The organism is Enterococcus timonensis, assembly GCF_900104595.1.
GTDB lineage: Bacteria > Bacillota > Bacilli > Lactobacillales > Enterococcaceae > Enterococcus_J > Enterococcus_J timonensis.
On the sequence record NZ_FNVY01000002.1, the window covers coordinates 285,995 to 306,261 of the forward strand.

At 38.8% G+C, this 20,267-nt stretch carries 18 protein-coding genes; 14 read left to right on the plus strand and 4 right to left on the minus strand.

The window, feature by feature from the left end:
• Positions 1-15 precede the first annotated feature (15 nt).
• The 4 genes from BQ5341_RS01680 (at position 16) to BQ5341_RS01695 (ending at position 7,593) form a co-directional block, all read left to right on the plus strand.
• Complete coding sequence (locus BQ5341_RS01680; protein ID WP_071130326.1) at positions 16-2,382, plus strand: phosphoketolase family protein; 2,367 nt, start codon at positions 16-18, stop codon at positions 2,380-2,382.
• A gap of 429 nt (positions 2,383-2,811) precedes the next feature.
• Positions 2,812-3,762 (plus strand): ABC transporter substrate-binding protein, encoded by a 951-nt coding sequence (locus BQ5341_RS01685; RefSeq protein WP_071130327.1) that lies wholly within the window; start codon positions 2,812-2,814, stop codon positions 3,760-3,762.
• A gap of 302 nt (positions 3,763-4,064) precedes the next feature.
• Positions 4,065-6,476, plus strand: coding sequence for a leucine--tRNA ligase (leuS, locus tag BQ5341_RS01690; protein ID WP_071130328.1), 2,412 nt, complete (start codon positions 4,065-4,067; stop codon positions 6,474-6,476).
• A 577-nt stretch (positions 6,477-7,053) separates the two neighbouring features.
• Positions 7,054-7,593 carry a hypothetical protein gene (locus BQ5341_RS01695; protein WP_071130329.1) on the plus strand — a complete coding sequence of 180 codons (540 nt, stop codon included), beginning with the start codon at positions 7,054-7,056 and terminating at the stop codon, positions 7,591-7,593.
• Positions 7,594-7,660: 67 nt separating this feature from the next.
• Here the strand turns inward: BQ5341_RS01695 and BQ5341_RS01700 are convergent, their stop codons facing one another.
• Positions 7,661-8,371, minus strand: a complete 711-nt coding sequence (locus BQ5341_RS01700; protein WP_071130330.1) for a deoxynucleoside kinase — start codon at positions 8,369-8,371, stop codon at positions 7,661-7,663.
• Positions 8,372-8,587: 216 nt separating this feature from the next.
• On the opposite strand from BQ5341_RS01700, the gene BQ5341_RS01705 reads away from it, so the two are divergent.
• Together BQ5341_RS01705 and BQ5341_RS01710 are read left to right on the plus strand one after the other, a co-directional pair.
• Positions 8,588-8,800, plus strand: coding sequence for a hypothetical protein (locus BQ5341_RS01705; RefSeq protein WP_071130374.1), 213 nt, complete (start codon positions 8,588-8,590; stop codon positions 8,798-8,800).
• 52 nt (positions 8,801-8,852) lie between these two features.
• Positions 8,853-9,734 (plus strand): SPFH domain-containing protein, encoded by an 882-nt coding sequence (locus BQ5341_RS01710; RefSeq protein WP_083378557.1) that lies wholly within the window; start codon positions 8,853-8,855, stop codon positions 9,732-9,734.
• Between the two features lie 184 nt (positions 9,735-9,918).
• Here the strand turns inward: BQ5341_RS01710 and BQ5341_RS01715 are convergent, their stop codons facing one another.
• Positions 9,919-10,215 (minus strand): hypothetical protein, encoded by a 297-nt coding sequence (locus BQ5341_RS01715; RefSeq protein WP_071130332.1) that lies wholly within the window; start codon positions 10,213-10,215, stop codon positions 9,919-9,921.
• A gap of 145 nt (positions 10,216-10,360) precedes the next feature.
• On the opposite strand from BQ5341_RS01715, the gene BQ5341_RS01720 reads away from it, so the two are divergent.
• From BQ5341_RS01720 to BQ5341_RS01745, 7 genes are all read left to right on the plus strand, one after another.
• Positions 10,361-11,995 carry a putative polysaccharide biosynthesis protein gene (locus BQ5341_RS01720; RefSeq protein WP_071130333.1) on the plus strand — a complete coding sequence of 545 codons (1,635 nt, stop codon included), beginning with the start codon at positions 10,361-10,363 and terminating at the stop codon, positions 11,993-11,995.
• A 47-nt stretch (positions 11,996-12,042) separates the two neighbouring features.
• Complete coding sequence (locus tag BQ5341_RS01725; RefSeq protein WP_071130334.1) at positions 12,043-12,756, plus strand: pseudouridine synthase; 714 nt, start codon at positions 12,043-12,045, stop codon at positions 12,754-12,756.
• A gap of 402 nt (positions 12,757-13,158) precedes the next feature.
• Positions 13,159-13,518 carry a hypothetical protein gene (locus BQ5341_RS01730; RefSeq protein WP_158661721.1) on the plus strand — a complete coding sequence of 120 codons (360 nt, stop codon included), beginning with the start codon at positions 13,159-13,161 and terminating at the stop codon, positions 13,516-13,518.
• Positions 13,511-13,921: a biotin/lipoyl-containing protein gene (locus tag BQ5341_RS01735; RefSeq protein ID WP_071130336.1), complete on the plus strand. Its 411-nt coding sequence runs from the start codon at positions 13,511-13,513 to the stop codon at positions 13,919-13,921. Before BQ5341_RS01730 ends, BQ5341_RS01735 begins: the two co-directional genes overlap by 8 nt.
• Positions 13,922-13,949: 28 nt before the next feature.
• A complete protein-coding gene (locus BQ5341_RS01740) occupies positions 13,950-15,071 on the plus strand; it encodes a sodium ion-translocating decarboxylase subunit beta (protein ID WP_071130337.1) in 1,122 nt (373 codons plus the stop codon).
• Between the two features lie 14 nt (positions 15,072-15,085).
• Positions 15,086-15,226, plus strand: coding sequence for an OadG-related small transporter subunit (locus BQ5341_RS10540; protein WP_162493215.1), 141 nt, complete (start codon positions 15,086-15,088; stop codon positions 15,224-15,226).
• A gap of 1 nt (position 15,227) precedes the next feature.
• Positions 15,228-16,619, plus strand: coding sequence for an oxaloacetate decarboxylase subunit alpha (locus BQ5341_RS01745; RefSeq protein ID WP_071130338.1), 1,392 nt, complete (start codon positions 15,228-15,230; stop codon positions 16,617-16,619).
• Positions 16,620-16,639: 20 nt separating this feature from the next.
• Here the strand turns inward: BQ5341_RS01745 and BQ5341_RS01750 are convergent, their stop codons facing one another.
• Positions 16,640-17,518: an NAD(P)H-hydrate dehydratase gene (locus BQ5341_RS01750; protein ID WP_071130339.1), complete on the minus strand. Its 879-nt coding sequence runs from the start codon at positions 17,516-17,518 to the stop codon at positions 16,640-16,642.
• Positions 17,519-17,621: 103 nt separating this feature from the next.
• Here BQ5341_RS01750 and pepV point away from each other — a divergent pair, with 103 nt between their 5' ends.
• Entirely contained in the window at positions 17,622-19,028 is a 1,407-nt protein-coding gene (pepV, locus tag BQ5341_RS01755; RefSeq protein ID WP_071130340.1) for a dipeptidase PepV, read from the plus strand.
• A 117-nt stretch (positions 19,029-19,145) separates the two neighbouring features.
• On the opposite strand, the gene BQ5341_RS01760 is transcribed toward pepV, so the two are convergent.
• Complete coding sequence (locus BQ5341_RS01760; protein WP_071130341.1) at positions 19,146-20,252, minus strand: ABC transporter ATP-binding protein; 1,107 nt, start codon at positions 20,250-20,252, stop codon at positions 19,146-19,148.
• Between the last annotated feature and the right edge of the window lie 15 nt (positions 20,253-20,267).

Consider the following 20,267-nt stretch of genomic DNA (forward strand, 5'->3'; position numbering starts at 1 on the left):
AAGGAAGTTGATTAAATGACTGATTTTAACTCACCAAAATATTTAGAAAAAGTGGATAAATGGTGGCGGGCAGCAAATTATTTATCCGTGGGCCAATTATATCTTAAAGATAATCCTTTGTTGACCCGACAACTACAAGCAACGGATCTTAAAGTTCATCCTATTGGCCATTGGGGCACGATTTCTGGTCAAAATTTTATTTATGCGCATTTAAATCGCGTCATTCAAAAATATCAACTGAATATGTTCTACATTGAAGGCCCGGGTCATGGTGGCCAAGTGATGGTATCTAATGCTTATCTTGATGGATCTTATTCAGATATTTATCCAGAAATTACTGAAGATGCTGCCGGGATGAAAAAATTATTTAAACAATTTTCTTTCCCAGGCGGGGTAGCTTCTCATGCGGCTCCAGAAACGCCAGGCTCCATCCACGAAGGCGGCGAACTTGGTTATTCATTATCCCACGGCACAGGCGCAATTTTAGATAATCCTGATTTAATTGCCGCAACGGTCATTGGCGATGGCGAAGCAGAAACTGGCCCGCTAGCTGCTAGTTGGTTCAGTAATACTTTTATTAATCCTGTAAATGATGGGGCCGTTTTGCCGATTTTACATTTAAATGGGGCCAAAATTTCTAATCCGACCATTTTAGCTCGGAAAACGGATGAACAATTAAAAAATTATTTCACCGGCCTTGGTTGGGCGCCTTATTTTGTTGAAGGTGATGACCCGGCTAAAGTCCATCCGCAAATGATGAAAGTCATGGACGAAGTAATTGAAAAAATTCAAGCGATTCAAAAAGAAGCCCGAAAAAATCCAGCTGACCAAGCACAAATGCCACAATGGCCAATGATTATTTTTCGGACGCCAAAAGGTTGGACAGGTCCTAAAACTTGGGACAATGAAACAATTGAAGGATCATTTCGCGCCCATCAAGTGCCAATTCCAGTGGATCAATTGCATTTTGACCATGCCGAAGCTCTAGTTTCTTGGTTAAAATCATATCATCCGGAAGAATTATTTAATCAAGACGGGAAATTTTTTAAAGAGATTAAAGAATTAGCGCCAACAGGTGATGCGCGGATGGCCAAAAATCCTGTGACCAATGGTGGATTAAATCCGAAAAAATTAGACGTCGCTACTTGGCAGAAATTTGCTTTACCAATTGAAATACCAGGCGCAATCATTGGATCTGATATGATGGAATTTGGGAAATATGCAGCTGAATTAATTGAAAAAAATCCTAATAATTTCCGAGTATTTGGACCAGACGAAACAAAATCCAACCGCTTGAATCATTTATTTGATGTCACACGTCGTCAATGGTTAGAGCCAACTTCCAAAAAATTCGATGAATGGCTGTCACCAGCAGGTCGGGTTATTGACTCCCAACTTTCCGAACACCAAGCAGAAGGATTTTTAGAAGGGTATGTTTTAACTGGACGGCACGGATTTTTTGCTAGCTATGAATCATTTTTCCGGGTAGTCGATTCCATGATTACTCAACATTTCAAATGGTTGCGTAAAGCTCACGATCAAAAATGGCGGAAAAATTATCCATCACTGAACTTAATTGCTTCTTCCACCGTTTTCCAACAAGATCACAATGGTTATACGCACCAAGATCCAGGCATGTTGACGCATTTGGCGGAGAAAAAACCAGAATTTGTGCGGGAATATTTACCAGCCGATGCCAATAGTTTGCTGGCGGTAATGAGTGAAGTCTTCACCACCGAAGAAAAAATTAATTTAGTGGTGACTTCGAAACATCCACGCCCACAATTTTATTCCGCTGATGAGGCCGAAGTTTTAGTTAAAGAAGGATTGAAAGTGATCGACTGGGCTTCAACGGTTGAAAAAAATGAAGAACCTGATTTAATTATCGCCGCAGCTGGAACAGAACCGAACTTGGAAAGTTTAGCAGCAATTTCTTATTTGCACGAAGAATTTCCTGAGCTGAAGATTCGTTTTATTAATGTCGTTGATTTATTGAAATTACGCCACCCATCCGTGGATCCTCGTGGCCTGAGTGATGATGAATTTAACACTTACTTCACGAAAGACAAACCAGTTATTTTTGCTTTCCACGGTTATGAAGGCTTAATGCGGGATATTTTCTATCCACGAGAAAATCGCCAAATTCATCTTCACGGTTATCGGGAAAATGGCGATATTACAACACCATTTGATATGCGCGTTTTAAATGAGTTGGACCGGTTCCATTTAGCTAAGCAGGCAGCCGAACTCGTTTATGGAGAAAAAGCAGCCGGATTTTCTAAAGAAATGCAAGACTTCTTAGATTTACATCACGACTTTATTCGTGAAAATGGTCAAGATATTGAAGAAGTCGAAAATTGGCATTGGGAAAAATTAGATTAAGAGATTTTTAAAAAAAGTTGGCGCAGTTATTTTGCGCCAACTTTTTCATTTTTCCTTGACGAATCCATCTAGTCACACTATAATGAGAACATTCAAAGAACTGGAGGATTTTTTTATGAATCAGCAAATGCAAATCCCTCAACTAAATAGTTTCTTTAGCTTTAGCTTCTTCTTTAGATAAGTTTGTATTCAGACATTATGGATGCAAACATCAAACGATGGTTTGAATCTATGATGGCTAAGGCGACTTTGAATGTGCTGGCCATGTAGGATTTTCTAGATGGCTTAAGCAAAATAATTCTTTTTTTTGCGAAACTTCCTCCATTTAGAAAATTCTAAATGGAGTTTTTATTTACCCAAAATTTTTTCTGCCTGATCAACAGGAAAAATTCAAGTAAATTATTTTAAAAAATGAAGGGACGGAAAAAAATGAAAAAACAAAAAATTATTTTAGCAGGATTGATAACAGTAGGCGGTTTATTATTTGCCGGATGTAAAAAAGAAGCAGTGGCGCAAGAGGGACAGATGACAATTGGCGTCTTGCAGTTGGTGGCTCACCCGTCATTAGATGCGTCTTATGAAGGATTTAAAGAAGGGGTCAAAGAAGGCGGCGTCGATGCGGTTTATATTTATCAAAATGCCCAAAACGCCCAAGATAATTTAAAATCCATGGCAGAAAAACTCGTCAAAGATAAACCAGATTTAGTATTAGGCATCTCAACGCCGGCCGCCCAATCACTAGCTAACGAAACGCAAGATATTCCTATTGTAGTTACGGCAGTTACTGATTTAGAAGCTTCCAAACTAGTAGCGTCAAATGAGAAACCCGGTGGAAATTTAACAGGGACTAGTGATGCCGTTCCGGTGGACAAACAAATTGAACTTCTGTTGTCCGTCACTAAAGATCCTGAAACAATCGGTTTAATTTATAATTCTGGCGAGGCCAACTCTAAAATCCAAGCCGACCTTGCTGAAGCAGAAATTAAAAAAGCTGGTCTTAAAGTGAAAACTGTCACTGTAAATTCCACGAATGATGTGCAACAAGCTATGACATCACTGGCTAAAGATGTGGAGGGCATTTTTATTCCTACTGACAATACCATGGCTTCAAGTGCGGCCATCGTTGGAGAAATTGCCAAAAGTGAAAAAGTACCAGTAGTTACCGGTTGGGCAGAAGGAGAAACTGGTGGATTATGTAGTATCGGTATTGATTATTTTGCATTAGGAAAACAAACGGGCTTAATGGCCGCTAAAATTTTACTAGGAGAAGCGCAACCTAGTGATATGCCAGTGGAAACACAAGAACATTTACAATTAGTTGTCGATGATAAAATGGCTGAGGCACTAGGAATTGATCCGGCTACGATTCAAGAACCGTAATCAGAGTCTGGATAAATGTTTTATTGCTTGAGCCTTGAATTATTCCATAAACTTTGCTAACATAAAGACAATTGAAATGCGGAGTAGTAGGAAACTTTTTTCTTAAAGAGAGTGTATGGTGGTGAAAATACACAGAAAAAAATCTGAACTCGCCGCTAAAAAGGTCAATCGCGTCGTTGCGTTATCAACTTGTAAGGCAAATTCATATGATGGATTTGTAAAATTAGGTGGTACCACGTGCATTCGTCCTATAGTTGAAAAACTATAGGACTTTTTTTTATTTTGAAAGGAGAAAAAAGTTTATGAATTATCAACACAAAGTCATCGAGAAAAAATGGCAAAAATACTGGGCCCAAACCAATATGTTTGCCACGCTAGAAGAAAGTTCAAAACCAAAATTTTATGCGCTAGATATGTTTCCTTATCCATCAGGGCAAGGGTTGCACGTAGGACACCCTGAAGGCTACACAGCCACAGATATTTTATCGCGGATGAAAAGAGCGCAAGGATTTAATGTAATGCATCCCATGGGTTGGGACGCTTTTGGTTTGCCAGCAGAACAATATGCGCTAGATACTGGTCATGATCCAGCTATTTTTACAGAACAAAATATTGCGACTTTCAAGCGTCAAATCAATTCTCTTGGTTTTTCTTATGACTGGAATCGAGAAATTAACACGACTGATCCAAAATATTATAAATGGACGCAATGGATTTTCACAAAATTATATGAAAATGGCTTGGCCTATGAAGCTGAAGTAGCTGTGAACTGGGTGCCAGAATTGGGCACAGTTATTGCCAATGAAGAAGTTATCGACGGAAAAAGTGAACGAGGCGGTTATGATGTCGTCCGCAAACCAATGCGTCAATGGATGTTAAAAATTACTGCTTACGCGGAACGTTTGTTAGATGATTTAGATTTAGTTGATTGGCCAGAAAGTATCAAAGATATGCAACGCAATTGGATTGGCAAATCAGTGGGCGCAAAAGTAACTTTCAAAGTAGCCAATTCTGATGAAACATTTGAAGTATTTACCACTAGACCGGATACGCTTTTTGGTGCAACTTATGCTGTCTTAGCACCAGAGTTACCTTTAGTTAAAAAAATCGTCAGTGCCGAGCAAGAAAAAGAAGTTTCTGCTTATATTGAAGAAGCAGCTAAAAAATCTGATTTGAAACGGACCGATTTGGCCAAAGAAAAATCAGGTGTCTTCACTGGGGCCTATGCAATTAATCCAGTCAACGGGAAAAAAATTCCTATTTGGATTGCCGATTATGTTTTAGCAAGTTACGGCACCGGGGCTATTATGGCCGTCCCTGCGCACGACGAACGAGATTACGATTTTGCCAAAAAATTTGATTTGGAAATTATTCCCGTTTTAGCAGGTGGCGATGTAACTACAGCAGCCTATACCGAAGACGGCGTGCATATCAATTCCGAATTTCTTGATGGGTTAAATAAAGAAGAAGCGATTGCTACCATTAATGAATGGTTAACTGAAAAAAATGTTGGTCACCAAGAAGTTTCTTATCGCTTAAGAGATTGGTTATTTTCTCGTCAACGTTATTGGGGCGAACCAATTCCTGTAATTCATTGGGAAGATGGTACCACGACAACTGTGCCGGAAGATGAATTGCCATTGCGTTTGCCAAAAACCACCGACATTAAACCATCTGGAACAGGTGAATCACCATTAGCCAATATTACCGATTGGGTAAATGTTGTTGACGAAAAAACTGGGATGCACGGAAAACGAGAAACCAACACCATGCCACAATGGGCTGGTAGTTCTTGGTATTATTTACGCTTTATCGATCCTCATAATGAGGAATGCCTCGCGGATTTTGAAAAATTAAAACATTGGATGCCAGTAGATATTTATATTGGCGGAGCAGAGCATGCGGTTCTGCATTTATTGTACGCTCGTTTTTGGCATAAATTTTTATATGATATTGGTGTGGTGCCAACGCCAGAACCATTCCAAAAATTATATAATCAAGGAATGCTTTTAGGTGATAATAATGAAAAAATGTCCAAGTCTCGTGGAAATGTTGTTAATCCTGATGATGTAGTGGAACAATATGGCGCGGATACTTTGCGTTTATACGAAATGTTTATGGGCCCATTGGACGCTTCGATTCCTTGGAGTGAGAATGGACTAGAAGGCGCTCGTAAATTCCTTGATCGTGTTTGGCGTTTAATTGTTGATGAAGATGGCAAAATGCGCGACCGAATTACGAAAGTAAATGACGGTAAACTGACTAAAGTCTATCATCAAACAGTAAAAAAAGTGACGGAAGATTTTGAGCAGTTGCGGTTTAATACCGGAATTTCTCAGTTGATGATTTTTGTCAATGAAGCCAACAAAGACGATTCCTTGCACTATTCTTATATTGAAGGATTTGTCCAAATGCTCGCTCCAGTGGCTCCGCATTTGGCTGAAGAATTATGGGAAATTCTTGGCAACACAGAAAGCATTAGCTACGTGCCATGGCCAACTTATGATCCTGAAATGTTAGTGGAAAGCACAGTGGAAGTCATTGTTCAAGTCAACGGCAAAATGCGCGCTAAATTGACCACTGAAAAAGATTTATCAAAAGAAGAATTAATTGAACTAGCTCAAAATGATCCACAAATTGAAAAATATCTCACGGACCAAACGATTCGAAAAATCATCGCCGTCCCAAATAAATTAGTCAACTTTGTAATCTAAGGATGTCGAAAAGGCGATAGAAAAAAAGCTGTTCCCTAAAAAATCAGGGAACAGCTTTTTTTTATACAGATAAATTGTACAAAATTAAGGTGGTAAGTTGGACCGGACGTCCACAAAAATGAATTATGAATAAATTACTTAGACTAGATCCCTCTTTTTATTATCAGTATTAATCTTTTACATTGACATCTTTTTGAATGAAAATAAAAAAGGGATAAGTATAAATACTGGATGAATAGGTGAAAAACTTTAAATTAAAAAAACACAGATAAAAATTTTGTTGACACTCAGAATTGTAAAAGGTACCATTTTTATAAGATGATTTTTAACATCGGTTGAAATTTTTCAAAAAACATATTTATTGGTGGTTCATGTATGCCGATACCCAAAAAAATATTATTTTTTATTTTGGTCTATTTGTTACATTTTTGATTATAAGCCGTTCCAAATCCCTAGCTAAAGACCAGTCAATTCTTTTTTAATAGGTTACTAACAGCAACACATAAACTACAATAAAAAATTGGGATAACTTGGCTAAAGATAGTTGAGATTTTATCTAGAAATGCGGAGTGGACGAATGTCTATAAGTAAGAAAACAAAAAGGTTGATCATCCTTAGTCTTATTTTGATTGCAAGTGTTGGGATAATTTTTGAACGAGCAATAAGTAGAAGCGATAGAGTTTCTTCTGCAGATTCAAAAAATCAAAATCTATTGCCCACTGTATTTTCCACAGAATATCCTTCTACTGATGGAAAGAACCACCACCTAGATTATTGGTCAATGAGACCTTCTAGATTATCCGTGGGGTATCCTCCTAAAGGTGAAAATTTATACTATCTAGACTATTTAACAATAGGTCCTTACAATATTAACTCGCTCTTTTATAGCCAAGGCGAACGCATTCTACCAAAAGGAAGATGTTATTTAATTAGGCAAGTAGGAAGCCAAAGATTACTCCTAGCCATTATCGAAATTCCTAAGAATGAAGTGACGGAAAAAGAAATTACCACCTTAATCGAAGAGTTTCAAGCTACTGGTAAGATGAAAATTGGTTCACAACAGATTAAAAAAAATCTTTTGCGAGAAATTTTTATACCGTATAAAGTTGAGTTTTGATTCAAAAGTTAAGTAGTAAAAGGATTTCTTGTCAATATAAGAAATCCTTTTTTTATTTTCTCTTTGTTTAAAATATGCCCTTTTCCAGTAAGGTCTGGGGTTGATATTTTTTTGTGCTAGAAGATTGCTCAGCTAAGTTAAGTTGTTGGGCTTTGATTTGATTTAAAACCATAAGACGGTGCTCGGGGTTATTGACGAAATCATAACGATTGCCGTCGATTTTCATTTTTGGCGTTAAGTGAAATTGTTCAAACCAAATTTGGTAGCGGCGGGTTAATTCGGCGTAATAATTTTTCAACCCAGCATGAACGTCCACTTGCTCGTAAGGATTGCCCCGCTCTTTGATGCGACTAAGCATTGTTTCTAAGCTTACCTCGATAAAAATCAAAAGGTCGGGACTTTGTTTTTCAGAATTTTCCCCAGCAGCTAAATGTTCCAATTCACTTAACATAGTGTTCAACAATAAATCGTATTGCGCCACTTGGGAAGCATCAATTCGTCCCAAGTCAGCATTCAAATGAAAAATCAAACTGTCCTCATAAATCGAACGATCCAAGACGGAATCATTTTTGACGAGTGCTTGTTTCATGGCGATGAAACGTTTATTTAGAAAAAAGATTTGCGACGGATAAGCATAAGTTTTTGGATCTTTATAAAAAAGTGGGAGCACGAGATTATCATCTACCGTTTCCACAAACGTTTTTCCGGAAAATTCTTGGGCCAGCAAATGAGTTAAACTCGTTTTGCCACTGCCGATAGTGCCGGCAACTAAAAGCATGACGCGCCTCCTTTAATAAATGTAAGATGAACCTATTTTACAAGGAAAAATTTCAATAAGCAATTGCTGTTTTCAAATGAAGGTCAAAAAATCAGGTGAAACGCCGAAAAATTGAATGAAATTTAATTTGAAAAACTCGCCTATTTTTTTAAGAGTTTGCTATAATGAGGGCAGACGAAATCTCCGTCAAAAAGGAGTGACAAATTGGATTACCAGATGCAAAAAACAGTTGGCAAATGTTTTCGTGCTAAGTCTGATCAATATTTGGGATCGATTAGGATTTATGGTTCGTGGTACGATTACAAAGTGACTGAAGGAACGCCGGAAGTTGGCTCCATGTTGGAAGTGACAAATTATTCCCCACGAGAACTTTTTGTGCGGGTCAATAATTATTTATTTGAAAGTGATGTGAATTTCATTGTTGAGTAGCCTAATTATTATTGGAATTATCGTAATTATCGCCCTTGTTCTGATTTCTAAAATGGTCGTGATCGTTGAACAAGGTGAAGTAAAAGTTGTAGAAAGTTTCGGGAAATATGTGCGCAATTTGGAACCGGGGTTGCATTTTCTCGTTCCGATTTTGTATAACGTTAAGCGTCGGGTTTCTTTAAAACAAATTCCGATTCAAATTGATCCGCAAAGTGTGATTACTAAAGATAATGTTATTGTGGAAATTGATGAAGCCATTAAATATCACGTCACCGACGTTCGGGCGTTTGTTTATGAAAACCAAGATTCTGTTACTAGTATGATTCAAGATTGTCAGTCGAATCTGCGGGGGATTATTGGGAAGATGGATTTGAATGCCGTTTTAAATGGGACTGAAGAAATTAATGTCGCCTTGTACGAAAGTGTCAAAGATATTACCGCCGGCTACGGCTTGTCCATTGATCGGATTAATATTGGGGAAATTTCCGTTTCTGATGAAATTGTCAATTCCATGAATAAATTAATTACCGCTAGTCGAGACAAAGAGTCGACGATTACGATTTCTGAAGGGAAGAAGCAGTCGGTTATTTTGGAATCGGAAGCCAAAGCCTCTGAAATGGAAATTGATTCTGAAGCTCGCGCGAAACAAACAAAAATCGACGCCATGGCCCGCGCTGAACGAATGAGCATTGATGCCACCGCTGAAGCAGAACGAATCCGCGTCATTACCGAAGCTGAAAAACAAAAAATTATTGAAATCAATCAAGCCATTGAAGCAAGCAAATTAACGCCGGAAGCTTTGCAGTATTTAGGAATCGAAGCTTTCAAACATGTGGTGGAAAATAACCACAACACCGTCATCATGCCAAGTAATTTAACCGAACTAGGCAATGTCCCTGCTTTAAAAAAATTATGGGACGCCAGCGAAAAATAAGGTAAAAAAAGGTTGTGAGAAAAAGCGCAATGGGGCGTAGAGAATTAGGAAAATTTTCCAAAAATCCCGTTTTTGGATTTTAAAAATTTTATCTATTCTCCTAGTCACAGCTTTTTTTACACCGACAATCAAAGGAAAAAAAGAAACGCAAAAGATTTTTTCTTTTGCGTTTCTTTTTCTGTTTTTAATTTCGTTCGCGGACGCTTAGGGCGGTGACATCGTCCAAATAATCAGCAGCGGAACCGACTTGCCAATTTTCTGGTAGATGAAGTAAACTTTTATCCAGCACTAAATTGCGCCAAATAAATTCTTGCAGGCAAATTTTTTCAACGGCTGCTAAACTTACCTCAGTTGTATTGGCTAAAAAAAGTAAAAGTTTGCTATCTTCGGCCAGTTGTCCAGAAGTTAAGTTGCGCATAAAAATTTCGGTGACAAATTGCTGCAGTTGTTCATCGCTACAATTTCTAATCTCTTCTAACACTAGAATCACTCCTTTTCTTCATTATAATCTTTACTTAAGGAAATGCCCAATCTTTAAAGAAATATTTTGTAACCGAAATGTCGTTGAAAGAAGTGAGCCAAACGTTTAAAATAAAGAAAGTATCTGAAAGAAAGTTGGAAAATTAATGGAGAAAAGAAACACAACGGCCACTCAGCTTTCCCCGCAGGAAAAAATGGTCAGAGGATCCATTTGGATGAGTGCCGGAAATATTATTTCGCGGCTTTTAGGCGCGATTTATATTATTCCTTGGTACGCTTGGATGGGAGAAAACGGGCGAAATGCCAATAGTTTATTTACCATGGGATATAATATTTATGCGCTGTTTTTAATGATTTCCACAGCCGGCATTCCCAGTGCCATCGCCAAACAAATTTCACATTACAATTCGTTAAACGAATATAAAGTTTCGGCGCGTCTTTTTAAACAAGCACTGGTGTTAATGGGGGGCATCGGCGTAGTAGCAGCAGCAATCATGTACGCGGCCTCACCAATTTTAGCAGCGGGAAATCCTGATTTAATTCCGGTTATGCGCTCGTTGAGCGTGGCGGTTTTAATTTTTCCGATGATGAGTGCGGTGCGGGGATTTTTCCAAGGGAATCATGATATGATGCCCACCGCCATTTCACAAATTGTTGAACAAGTTGCCCGCGTTTTTTATATGTTGCTGACGACTTTTATCATTATGAAAGTCTTAGAAGGCGAGTACACGACAGCCGTTGTTCAATCGACATTTGCTGCTTTTATCGGGATGTTGGGAGCTGTCGGAGTTTTAATTTATTATTGGCTTAAACAAAAGCCGGTGTTTGATTATTTACAAGCCCACTCCGAAAATCAGCTGACGGTTTCCACGCGAAATTTATTTGTCAATATTGCCCGCGATGCGATTCCTTTTATTATTGTTGGCTCGGCGATTACGATTTTGAAAATTTTTGACCAATATACATTTTTCGGAATTATGAACACCTTCACCAATTATAGTCAAAATCAATTATACGAATTGTTTTCCGTCTTTTCGGCCAATCCTGATAAATTAACTATGGTAGTCATTGCGCTGGCCACTTCGATTTCTTCCACCGCGCTACCGCTAATTTCGGAAGCTTATACTTTAAAAGATCACAAAGGTTTAGCCAAATTAATTACCGACAACTTACAACTTTTTTGTTTCATTATGTTCCCAGCGACATTAGGGATGATTTCGCTAGCCTATCCGCTAAACACTTTATTTTATGAACCGAGTCGCCTCGGCAGCGCCGTTTTAATCGAGGCCTGCATTGTAGGAGTTATCATCGGTCTTTACATGCTAGTGTCATCAACGTTGCAAGGACTGGGCCATCACTTAGCTACGTTAAAATATTTAGCCGCCGGATTTTTAGTAAAAATGGTTTTACAAGTGCCGTTTATTTATTTCTTTGAAGTTTACGGCCCTTTATTATCGACGGCGCTAGGACTTTTATTGGCCGCCTTTTTCTCATTAAGAGATATTCACCGGATTAGTCATTTCAATGCCAAATTAACCCTTCGCCGCGGCGTGTTAATTAGCTTGTTAAGTTTGGTGATGATGTTCGTTGTTTTACTCGCGCGCTTTGCCTTTTCATTTGTGTTGTCACCAGAACATAAATTAACGGCCTTTGTGTTAATTATTTTAGTGGCAGCCATTGGAGCAGGCGTCTATGGTTACTTAGCATTAAAATTGCGTTTAGCTGATAAATTAATCGGCAGTCGCGTAGCAAGTTTACGTCGCAAATTGCATATTAAATAAATCAAAAAGCAGGAAATTTTCCTGCTTTTTTTGTAGGGGGAAAGCAAATGCGCTTAGATCGTTTTTTAACGGAAACTAAAGTGGGCAGTCGTTCCGAAGTGAAAAAATTTATAAAAAAAGGGCAAGTCACCGTAAATGGACAAGTTGAAAAAAATATTGGCGCTCAAATTGACGAAAATAATGCCCAAGTAGAGTTTCAAGGGGAAAAATTACATTATGAAAAATTCGTTTATTATTTACTTCATAAGCCCCAAGGAGTAGTCTCGGCGACAAAAGACGCGCAAAAAACGGTGCTGGATTTATTATTGGAAAAAGATCAGCGCGGCGACATTTTCCCGGTGGGGCGTTTAGATAAAGATACCGAGGGCTTATTATTATTGACGAACGACGGCAAGTTGGCCCATGATTTGCTCAGCCCGAAAAAACATGTGGAAAAAGAATATTTTGCCAAAATAAATGGACTAGTCACTGAAGAAACGATTGCTTTTTTTGCTGGTGGCATGACGCTTAAAGAAGATGAAAATATTTCTCCTAGCCAATTAAAAATTGTAGCAGTCGATCAAAAGGTGCAAACATCAGAAATTTTGTTAATCATTCATGAAGGGAAATTCCATCAAGTGAAGCGGATGTTTCATAAAGTGGGGATGGAAGTGACTTACTTAAAACGCGTGCGGATGGGCACTTTAACACTAGGACAATTGGCTCAAGGGCAATATCGCGTGTTAAGTGAAAAAGAAATGGAACCATTAAAAAACAATTGAATACAAGAAAAGCCACTAGTCGCTTGACTAATGGCTTTTTTTAAAACAAAAAACCGCCTGATTCCACTCAGACGGTTAGAAAGGAGTTTATTTACTTTGGAGGAGTAAATAAATGAAGAAAAAAAGTGTTAGGGTTTTGTTGGTATGAATATAGTATAGCGAGAAATTTTGAAGAAAGTGTGAAAGAAGTTGTAGGAAATCTTTACGATTGAAAAAAATAGTTTTTTTATTTGGAACGTTTGAACTTTCAAAAATTAATAAATAACGCCAGGTGACAAGACCTGTCAACTTCTTGATAGTAAAAAGCTTTTAAAAAAGAGTATTCGTGGCTTTTTTGGAGAAGTTTCTATATAATTGTAGAAAACGGTAACACCTTTAAAAAATAAAAATTTGCGGAGGCGGATGATGAAAATTTTTTTTGAAAAATGGTTCCGGAAAAAAAGTTCAGAAGAAATTCCAGAAGTTCCAATTGAAAAAAATCCGATTAGATCGGTAGAAAAAAAAGTAGACGAAAGGTGGCAAGAAATTCCATTATATATTGAAGTTTCAGAGGAAGAAAAAAGCTTGGTGGCCGTTGTTGCCGCCAGTGTCGCAAGTTCACTGAAAAACGAGACCGCACTTTCAATCAAAAATATTCGAAAAAAAAATCCGGAAGCGCAGGCGGTTAGTTTGATTGCCGCCGCCTTGGCCGCTGAAATAAATCCAAACAGTCAATTTGTTATAAAAAAAATTTATCAAAAGAAAGGTGAGCGCGATGCTTAGAAAATTTAAAATCAATATCGATGGCAAAGAATATTTAGTAGAAATGGAGGAAATTACTGAAGGAGGACAGCCAGTAAATGTGGCAGCTGGTCCTGTTGCGCCAGTCGCGCCCGTTACACCCGTTACAACCGCCGCACCAGTCGCACCAGTCACACCCACGGCACCTGCATCCGTTCCAAAAACTACCAGCGGTAAAGTTATGAGGGCGCCAATGCCCGGCACGATTTTGAAAATTTTGGTGGAATCTGGAAGTTCAGTGAAAAAAAATCAACCTCTCTTAATTCTCGAAGCTATGAAAATGGAAAATGAAATTGTCGCTGAAGAAGATGCGGTTATCGGTGAAATTTTTGTTATTCCTAATCAAGTCGTCAAAGCCGACGATGTGCTTTTATCTTTTAGCTAAAAAATAATTTACGCAAGGAGGTTTTTGTTTGGACACTTTAATTCAAGGTATCACCTCAATTTCCCTAGGCCAAATCGTTATGATGGTGATTGGCGGGGTGCTCATTTACCTAGGGATAAAAAAAGAATACGAACCAACATTATTAGTGCCCATGGGTCTCGGGACAATCTTAGTGAATTTTCCTGGCAGTGGCGTCTTAACGCAAACTATTTCGGGTAGTGAGCAAGTAGGTGTTTTTAATATTTTATTTGACGCCGGGATTGGCACGGAATTATTTCCATTACTGATTTTTATTGGCATCGGGGCGATGATTGATTTCGGCCCGCTGTTGCAAAATCCATTTATGCTGATGTTTGGCGCTGCCGCCCAGTTCGGTATTTTCTTTACAATTATTATTGCTGTACTTTTTGGTTTTGATTTAAAAGAAGCTGCGACAATTGGAATTATCGGGGCCGCCGATGGACCCACGGCAATTTATGTTTCTAATACATTGGCCAAAGAGCTGATCGGACCGATTACAGTGGCCGCTTATTCTTATATGGCGTTAGTGCCGATTATCCAGCCGATTGCCATTAAAGCTGTCACTACCAAAAAAGAACGACAAATTCGCATGCACTACAAAGCAAGCTCCGTTTCAAAAACGACCCGCATTTTATTTCCGATTATTATTACGATGGTGGCCGGTTTTATTGCTCCGATTTCGTTACCGCTAGTGGGCTTTTTGATGTTTGGTAATTTATTGCGGGAGTGTGGCGTGCTAGACAGACTTTCAAATTCCGCGCAAAATGAATTAGTGAATATCGTCAGCATTCTTTTAGGACTGACGGTTTCATTTAAAATGCAAGCTGATGAATTTCTCAACTGGAAAACGATTATGATTATTTTGTTTGGTTTAGTTGCTTTTATTATGGATTCCGTTGGGGGCGTCTTGTTTGCCAAATTGCTAAATCTTTTCCGCAAAGAAAAAATCAATCCCATGATTGGTGCGGCCGGTATTTCGGCTTTTCCAATGTCTAGTCGGGTCATTCAAAAAATGGCCATTAAAGAAGATCCGCAAAATTTTATTTTAATGTATGCAGTAGGAGCCAATGTTTCCGGTCAAATCGCCTCGGTTATTGCCGGCGGTTTAGTGTTAGCATTTTTTGCCTAGAGAGGATGAGCTAAATGACAGAAAATTTAAAATCAGCCTTTGAACTTTTAGTTTTTGGTTGGGGCGGCGTCTTTTTAGTTTTATTTATTTTATATTTATTTTCAAAATTACTTTTAAAAATATTTCCAGTAAAAAAAGAAAAAGGGAGCGATTGATGTGCCAAAAATTCGCTTTGTAGAAACAGTTTTACGCGATGGACAACAAAGTTTAATCGCCACTCGCATGCCGATTTCTGATATGTTGCCGATTTTAGATGTGATGGATCAAGCAGGTTATCACGCGTTAGAAATGTGGGGCGGGGCAACTTTTGATTCATGTCTTCGGTTTTTAGATGAAGACCCGTGGGAACGTCTGCGGCAAATCCGCGCCCAAGTAAAAAATACTAAGTTACAAATGCTTTTGCGAGGACAAAATTTATTAGGCTACAAAAATTATGCTGACGATGTAGTGACTGAATTTGTAAAAAAATCCGTCGAAAATGGGATTGATATTATTCGAATTTTTGATGCTTTAAATGACGTCAGAAATTTACAGACGGCTATTACGGCCACTAAAGAAGCGGGCGGACATTGTCAAACGGCAATTTCTTATACGACTAGTGATTTTCATACGATGGATTATTTTGTGAATTTAGCTAGCCAAATGGCAGAAGCTGGCGCCGATTCGATTTGTATTAAAGATATGGCCGGCGTTTTGACACCAGAAGCGGGCTTTGAATTAGTAACTCGCTTGAAAGATCGCTTAATCTTGCCGATTGATGTTCACACCCACGCCACTTCGGGAATTGCTGAGATGACTTATTTAAAAGTTGCCGAAGCTGGAGCAGACATTATCGATACGGCGATTTCTTCTTTTGCCGGCGGATCCAGCCAACCAGCCACGGAATCTATGGCGATTGCTTTAGAAAGTTTAGGCTTTGAAACCGGATTGAAGATGGACAAAGTAGCTAAAATTGCTGAACATTTTAATCCCGTCCGCGACCGTTTCCGAAAATCCGGTATTTTAAATCCTAAAGTAAAAGATATTGAACCGAAAACTTTGTTATATAAAGTGCCAGGCGGGATGTTGTCAAATTTACTCAATCAATTAACCGAAAGTAATTTGCAAGACCGCTATGACGATGTGTTAAAAGAAGTGCCGAAAGTGCGGGCCGACCTTGGCTATCCGCCGCTAGTTACCCCAATGTCTCAAATGGTGGGAACCCAAGCGTTAATGAATGTTCTTTCCGGCGAGCGCTATAAAATGGTTCCTAATGAAATTAAAGATTATGTCAAAGGTTTGTATGGCCGACCAAGTGCGCCGTTAAATCCCGAGGTCGTAAAAAAAATAATTGGCGATGAAAAACCAATTACGGTGCGTCCCGCTGATTTATTAGCGCCGCAACTGCCGGTCTTTACTGAAGAAATTAAACCTTACGCCAAATCAATGGAAGATATTTTACTGTACGCTCTTTTTCCTAAACAAGGAAAAGATTTTCTCGGGCGCCGCGAAGATAAATTTTACGATGTGCCTGTCCAAAAAATAAACGTCACTTTTGCTACGGAATAAATAAAAAAAGCCGAGTCAATTTAATTTGACTCGGTTTTTTTAGCCTGCTTATTTTCTTGACTAAACTGATGCATTAATTGTGGCAATAATTCACTGATGTGCGTGGGTAAGGCGACATAATTATTTGCGGCAATTCTTTCGGCAGCATAACTATGAATAAAAACGGCCGCTGTCACTGTATCAATGAAATTTTGTCCGGCCCAATCTTTAGTAAATTGTCCTAGAAAACTAGCAATAATTCCAGCTAAAGTATCACCCATGCCACCTGTAGCTTGCGCGGGAGTACCTAATGGATTTTCCAGTATTTTTTCTTGCCATAAAATCTGCGTGTGATGACTTTTTAAAACAATCAAAGCTCCGAGTTTTTGTTGGGCCGCTAGATTATTAGTTGCCGTTTGTTCTTTAATTTTTAGTCCAGAAAGACGTTGCCACTCCATGGCGTGGGGGGTAAAAATAACTTTTTTAGGATAACTCAATTCAAATCCTCCGCCACCAAATAAAGAAATTGCCGAACCGTCAATGACTAAATATTGATTTTCATTTTGCATTGATAAGACCAAGTGTAAAATATCAGCAGCTTTTAGACTTTCACTAAGACCAGGACCGACCACGACAACTTCAGCTGTTTTTAGTTGCTGAGTTAAAGAATCAAAATCGGTAAAATCAATCGTCATAGCTTCTGGCACTGCACAACGCAAACTTGAGCGGACCGTTTGATCAGTTGCACAAGTCACCAAACCTGCTCCAGCAAAAACACAAGCTTTGGTAGCTAAAATAATGGCTCCGCCAAATTCCGCAGATCCTCCTACTAACAGCACCCGACCAAAAGTTCCTTTATGAGAATTTTCCGGGCGCGGTTGAATGACTTTTGTTAAAATATTTTCTGAAATTATCTCCATCACTAATCACCTCACCTTCATTATAAACTAGTGCAAGGTTTTTGCCTTTTAACTTTCCTAAAAAATGGTATCATAGGAGAGAAAAGAAAAAGGAGTGGATAATATGACTATTGATTGGAAATCAGAAGTTGAAGCACGCAAAGATGATTTGTTAAAAGATTTATTTTCCTTATTAGAAATTAATAGCGAAAGAGACGACACGAAAGCGACCGACGACGCGCCAGTTGGACCAGGACCAAAAGAAGCTCTTTTAAAGATGCTCTCATTAGGTGAACGAGACGGCTTTATCACCAAAAATGTTGAAAATATTGCCGGCCATATTGAATATGGAGCAGGAAGTGAAACGCTAGGAATTTTTGGCCATATGGATGTTGTGCCAGCAGGTTCTGGTTGGGTGAGTGATCCTTACAAACCAGAAATTCGCGACGGAAAAATTTACGCTCGTGGTACTAGTGACGATAAAGGACCAAGTGTGGCCGCTTATTACGCACTAAAAATTATTAAAGAATTAAATTTACCATTGTCTAAACGGATTCGCTTTGTTATCGGTTCCGATGAAGAAAGTGGTTGGAAAGATATGGATCGCTATTTTGCAGTGGAGGAAAAACCTGACTTTGGTTTTTCACCTGACGCAGAATTTCCGATTATTAATGGAGAAAAAGGAAACATTACCATTAAAGTTACCGCCAAAGGAACCAACGGCGACGGCTTGAAATTAAATTCTTTTGCTTCTGGTTTGCGCGAAAATATGGTGCCCGAATCAGCCACGGCAAATTTAACTGCAGAATCGATTGAAGAAGCGGCTAAAATCGAAGTAGATTTTCTTAATTTTGTGGAAGGTCATCCTGTCACTGGAAAAGTTGAACGGAGCGATCAACAACTGACTTTAAAAGTAATTGGCAAATCAGCCCACGGCGCTAGCCCACAAACAGGAATTAATGCCGGCACCACTTTGGCGAAATTTTTAAATAAATTATCTCTAGAACAAGGCGCCAAAGATTTTGCTTTTGTAGGTTCTTTAATTCATACTGATTTTTATGGAAAAAATCTCGGCGTCGCTTATAAAGATGAAAAAATGGGCGAGTTGACTATGAACGCCGGACTTTTACATTTTACAGACGGTGAAGATGACAACTTGATCACTTTGAATTTCCGTTACCCTCAAGGCACAAACCCTGATATTTTATTAGCAGGTGTAACTAATGCTGTAGGTAAAGATCTCCAAGTTGAAAAAGGTGCTCGCGATAGCCAACCACATTATGTACCAATGGATGATCCATTGGTGAAAACTTTACTGGACGTTTATCAAGAACACACCGGACTTCCCGGCTTTGAACAAATTATTGGCGGCGGAACATTTGGCCGCTTGTTAGAACGCGGCGTGGCGTTTGGCGCCCAATTCCCTGGTTACACGGACACCATGCACCAAGCCAATGAATTTATGGCCGTGGATGATATTTTGCGCGCGACCGTCATTTATGCCGATGCTATTTATCGTTTGGCAAAATAAATAATTCAAATTAAAAAATCCAGCAAAATTTTTGCTGGATTTTTTTTGTGCGCAAAAAAAATAGCGAGCCGGCAAAAAACTTTGCCAGCTCGCTAGAAAAAGGGGGACCTAGGTTAATTAACGGACAACAAGTTCCGTTTCTGGGTCGAAGAAGTGACCTTTAGAAATATTAAAGGAAAGATCAATTTGATCGCCAGGACGATAGAAGTTACGTGCATCGACTTTAGAAACAAATTCAGTTTCGTCGATTTTAGTGTATAACATCGTTTCAGCACCTAAAAGTTCTGATACAACGATTTCAGATTTTACAACAGCTTCAGGAGCAGTTTCTAAGGCAATTGGTTCGGAGTGAATATCTTCTGGACGAATCCCGAAAATGATTTCTTTTCCTTCGTAGCCATGTTCAACTAAGACTTTATGTTTGCCTTCTGGTAATTTCAATTTCAAATCTTTACCATTTGAAATGTAACCATCTTTGTCCAAAGTAACAGTGAAGAAGTTCATAGCAGGAGAACCAATGAAAGAAGCGACGAATAAATTATTCGGTGTATCATAAACTTCTTTTGGTGTACCTACTTGTTGAATCAAACCAACGGACATAATAACAATCCGGTCAGCCATGGTCATAGCTTCTGTTTGGTCATGGGTTACGTAAATTGTAGTAGTTTCCAAACGACGGTGCAATTTAGCGATTTCTGCCCGCATGGAAACACGTAATTTGGCATCCAAGTTAGACAAAGGTTCATCCATTAGAAAGACTCTTGCATCACGAACGATGGCCCGACCTAAAGCAACCCGTTGACGTTGTCCACCAGATAATGCTGCTGGTTTACGTTTCAAGAATTCTGTTAAGCCTAAAATTTCAGCGGCATTTTCTACCCGTTTTTGAATTTCAGCTTTTTCATATTTACGCAATTTCAAACCAAAAGCCATGTTATCATACACAGTCATATGTGGATACAAGGCATAGTTTTGGAAAACCATGGCGATATCGCGGTCTTTTGGTGCTACATCGTTCATCACTTTGTCGCCAATTAATAATTCGCCTTCAGTGATATCTTCAAGACCGGCAATCATCCGCAAAGTAGTAGATTTACCACAACCGGAAGGACCTACGAAAACGATAAATTCGCGGTCAGCGACATCCAAGTTAAAGTCGTTAACAGAATAAAAGTCGTTGTTTTCGTATTTTTTGTAAATATGTTTTAAACCAATTTGTACCATTAGTTTCACTCACCT

What these genes read in the sequence shown, in the direction of transcription:
- BQ5341_RS01680 (WP_071130326.1), top strand. Translation starts at nt 16, where the DNA reads ATGACTGATTTTAACTCACCAAAATATTTAGAAAAAGTGGATAAATGG.
- BQ5341_RS01685 (WP_071130327.1), top strand. Translation starts at nt 2,812, where the DNA reads ATGAAAAAACAAAAAATTATTTTAGCAGGATTGATAACAGTAGGCGGT.
- leuS (WP_071130328.1), top strand. Translation starts at nt 4,065, where the DNA reads ATGAATTATCAACACAAAGTCATCGAGAAAAAATGGCAAAAATACTGG.
- BQ5341_RS01695 (WP_071130329.1), top strand. Translation starts at nt 7,054, where the DNA reads ATGTCTATAAGTAAGAAAACAAAAAGGTTGATCATCCTTAGTCTTATT.
- BQ5341_RS01700 (WP_071130330.1), bottom strand. Translation starts at nt 8,371, where the DNA reads ATGCTTTTAGTTGCCGGCACTATCGGCAGTGGCAAAACGAGTTTAACT.
- BQ5341_RS01705 (WP_071130374.1), top strand. Translation starts at nt 8,588, where the DNA reads ATGCAAAAAACAGTTGGCAAATGTTTTCGTGCTAAGTCTGATCAATAT.
- BQ5341_RS01710 (WP_083378557.1), top strand. Translation starts at nt 8,853, where the DNA reads ATGGTCGTGATCGTTGAACAAGGTGAAGTAAAAGTTGTAGAAAGTTTC.
- BQ5341_RS01720 (WP_071130333.1), top strand. Translation starts at nt 10,361, where the DNA reads ATGGAGAAAAGAAACACAACGGCCACTCAGCTTTCCCCGCAGGAAAAA.
- BQ5341_RS01725 (WP_071130334.1), top strand. Translation starts at nt 12,043, where the DNA reads ATGCGCTTAGATCGTTTTTTAACGGAAACTAAAGTGGGCAGTCGTTCC.
- BQ5341_RS01730 (WP_158661721.1), top strand. Translation starts at nt 13,159, where the DNA reads ATGATGAAAATTTTTTTTGAAAAATGGTTCCGGAAAAAAAGTTCAGAA.
- BQ5341_RS01735 (WP_071130336.1), top strand. Translation starts at nt 13,511, where the DNA reads ATGCTTAGAAAATTTAAAATCAATATCGATGGCAAAGAATATTTAGTA.
- BQ5341_RS10540 (WP_162493215.1), top strand. Translation starts at nt 15,086, where the DNA reads ATGACAGAAAATTTAAAATCAGCCTTTGAACTTTTAGTTTTTGGTTGG.
- BQ5341_RS01750 (WP_071130339.1), bottom strand. Translation starts at nt 17,518, where the DNA reads ATGGAGATAATTTCAGAAAATATTTTAACAAAAGTCATTCAACCGCGC.
- pepV (WP_071130340.1), top strand. Translation starts at nt 17,622, where the DNA reads ATGACTATTGATTGGAAATCAGAAGTTGAAGCACGCAAAGATGATTTG.
- BQ5341_RS01760 (WP_071130341.1), bottom strand. Translation starts at nt 20,252, where the DNA reads ATGGTACAAATTGGTTTAAAACATATTTACAAAAAATACGAAAACAAC.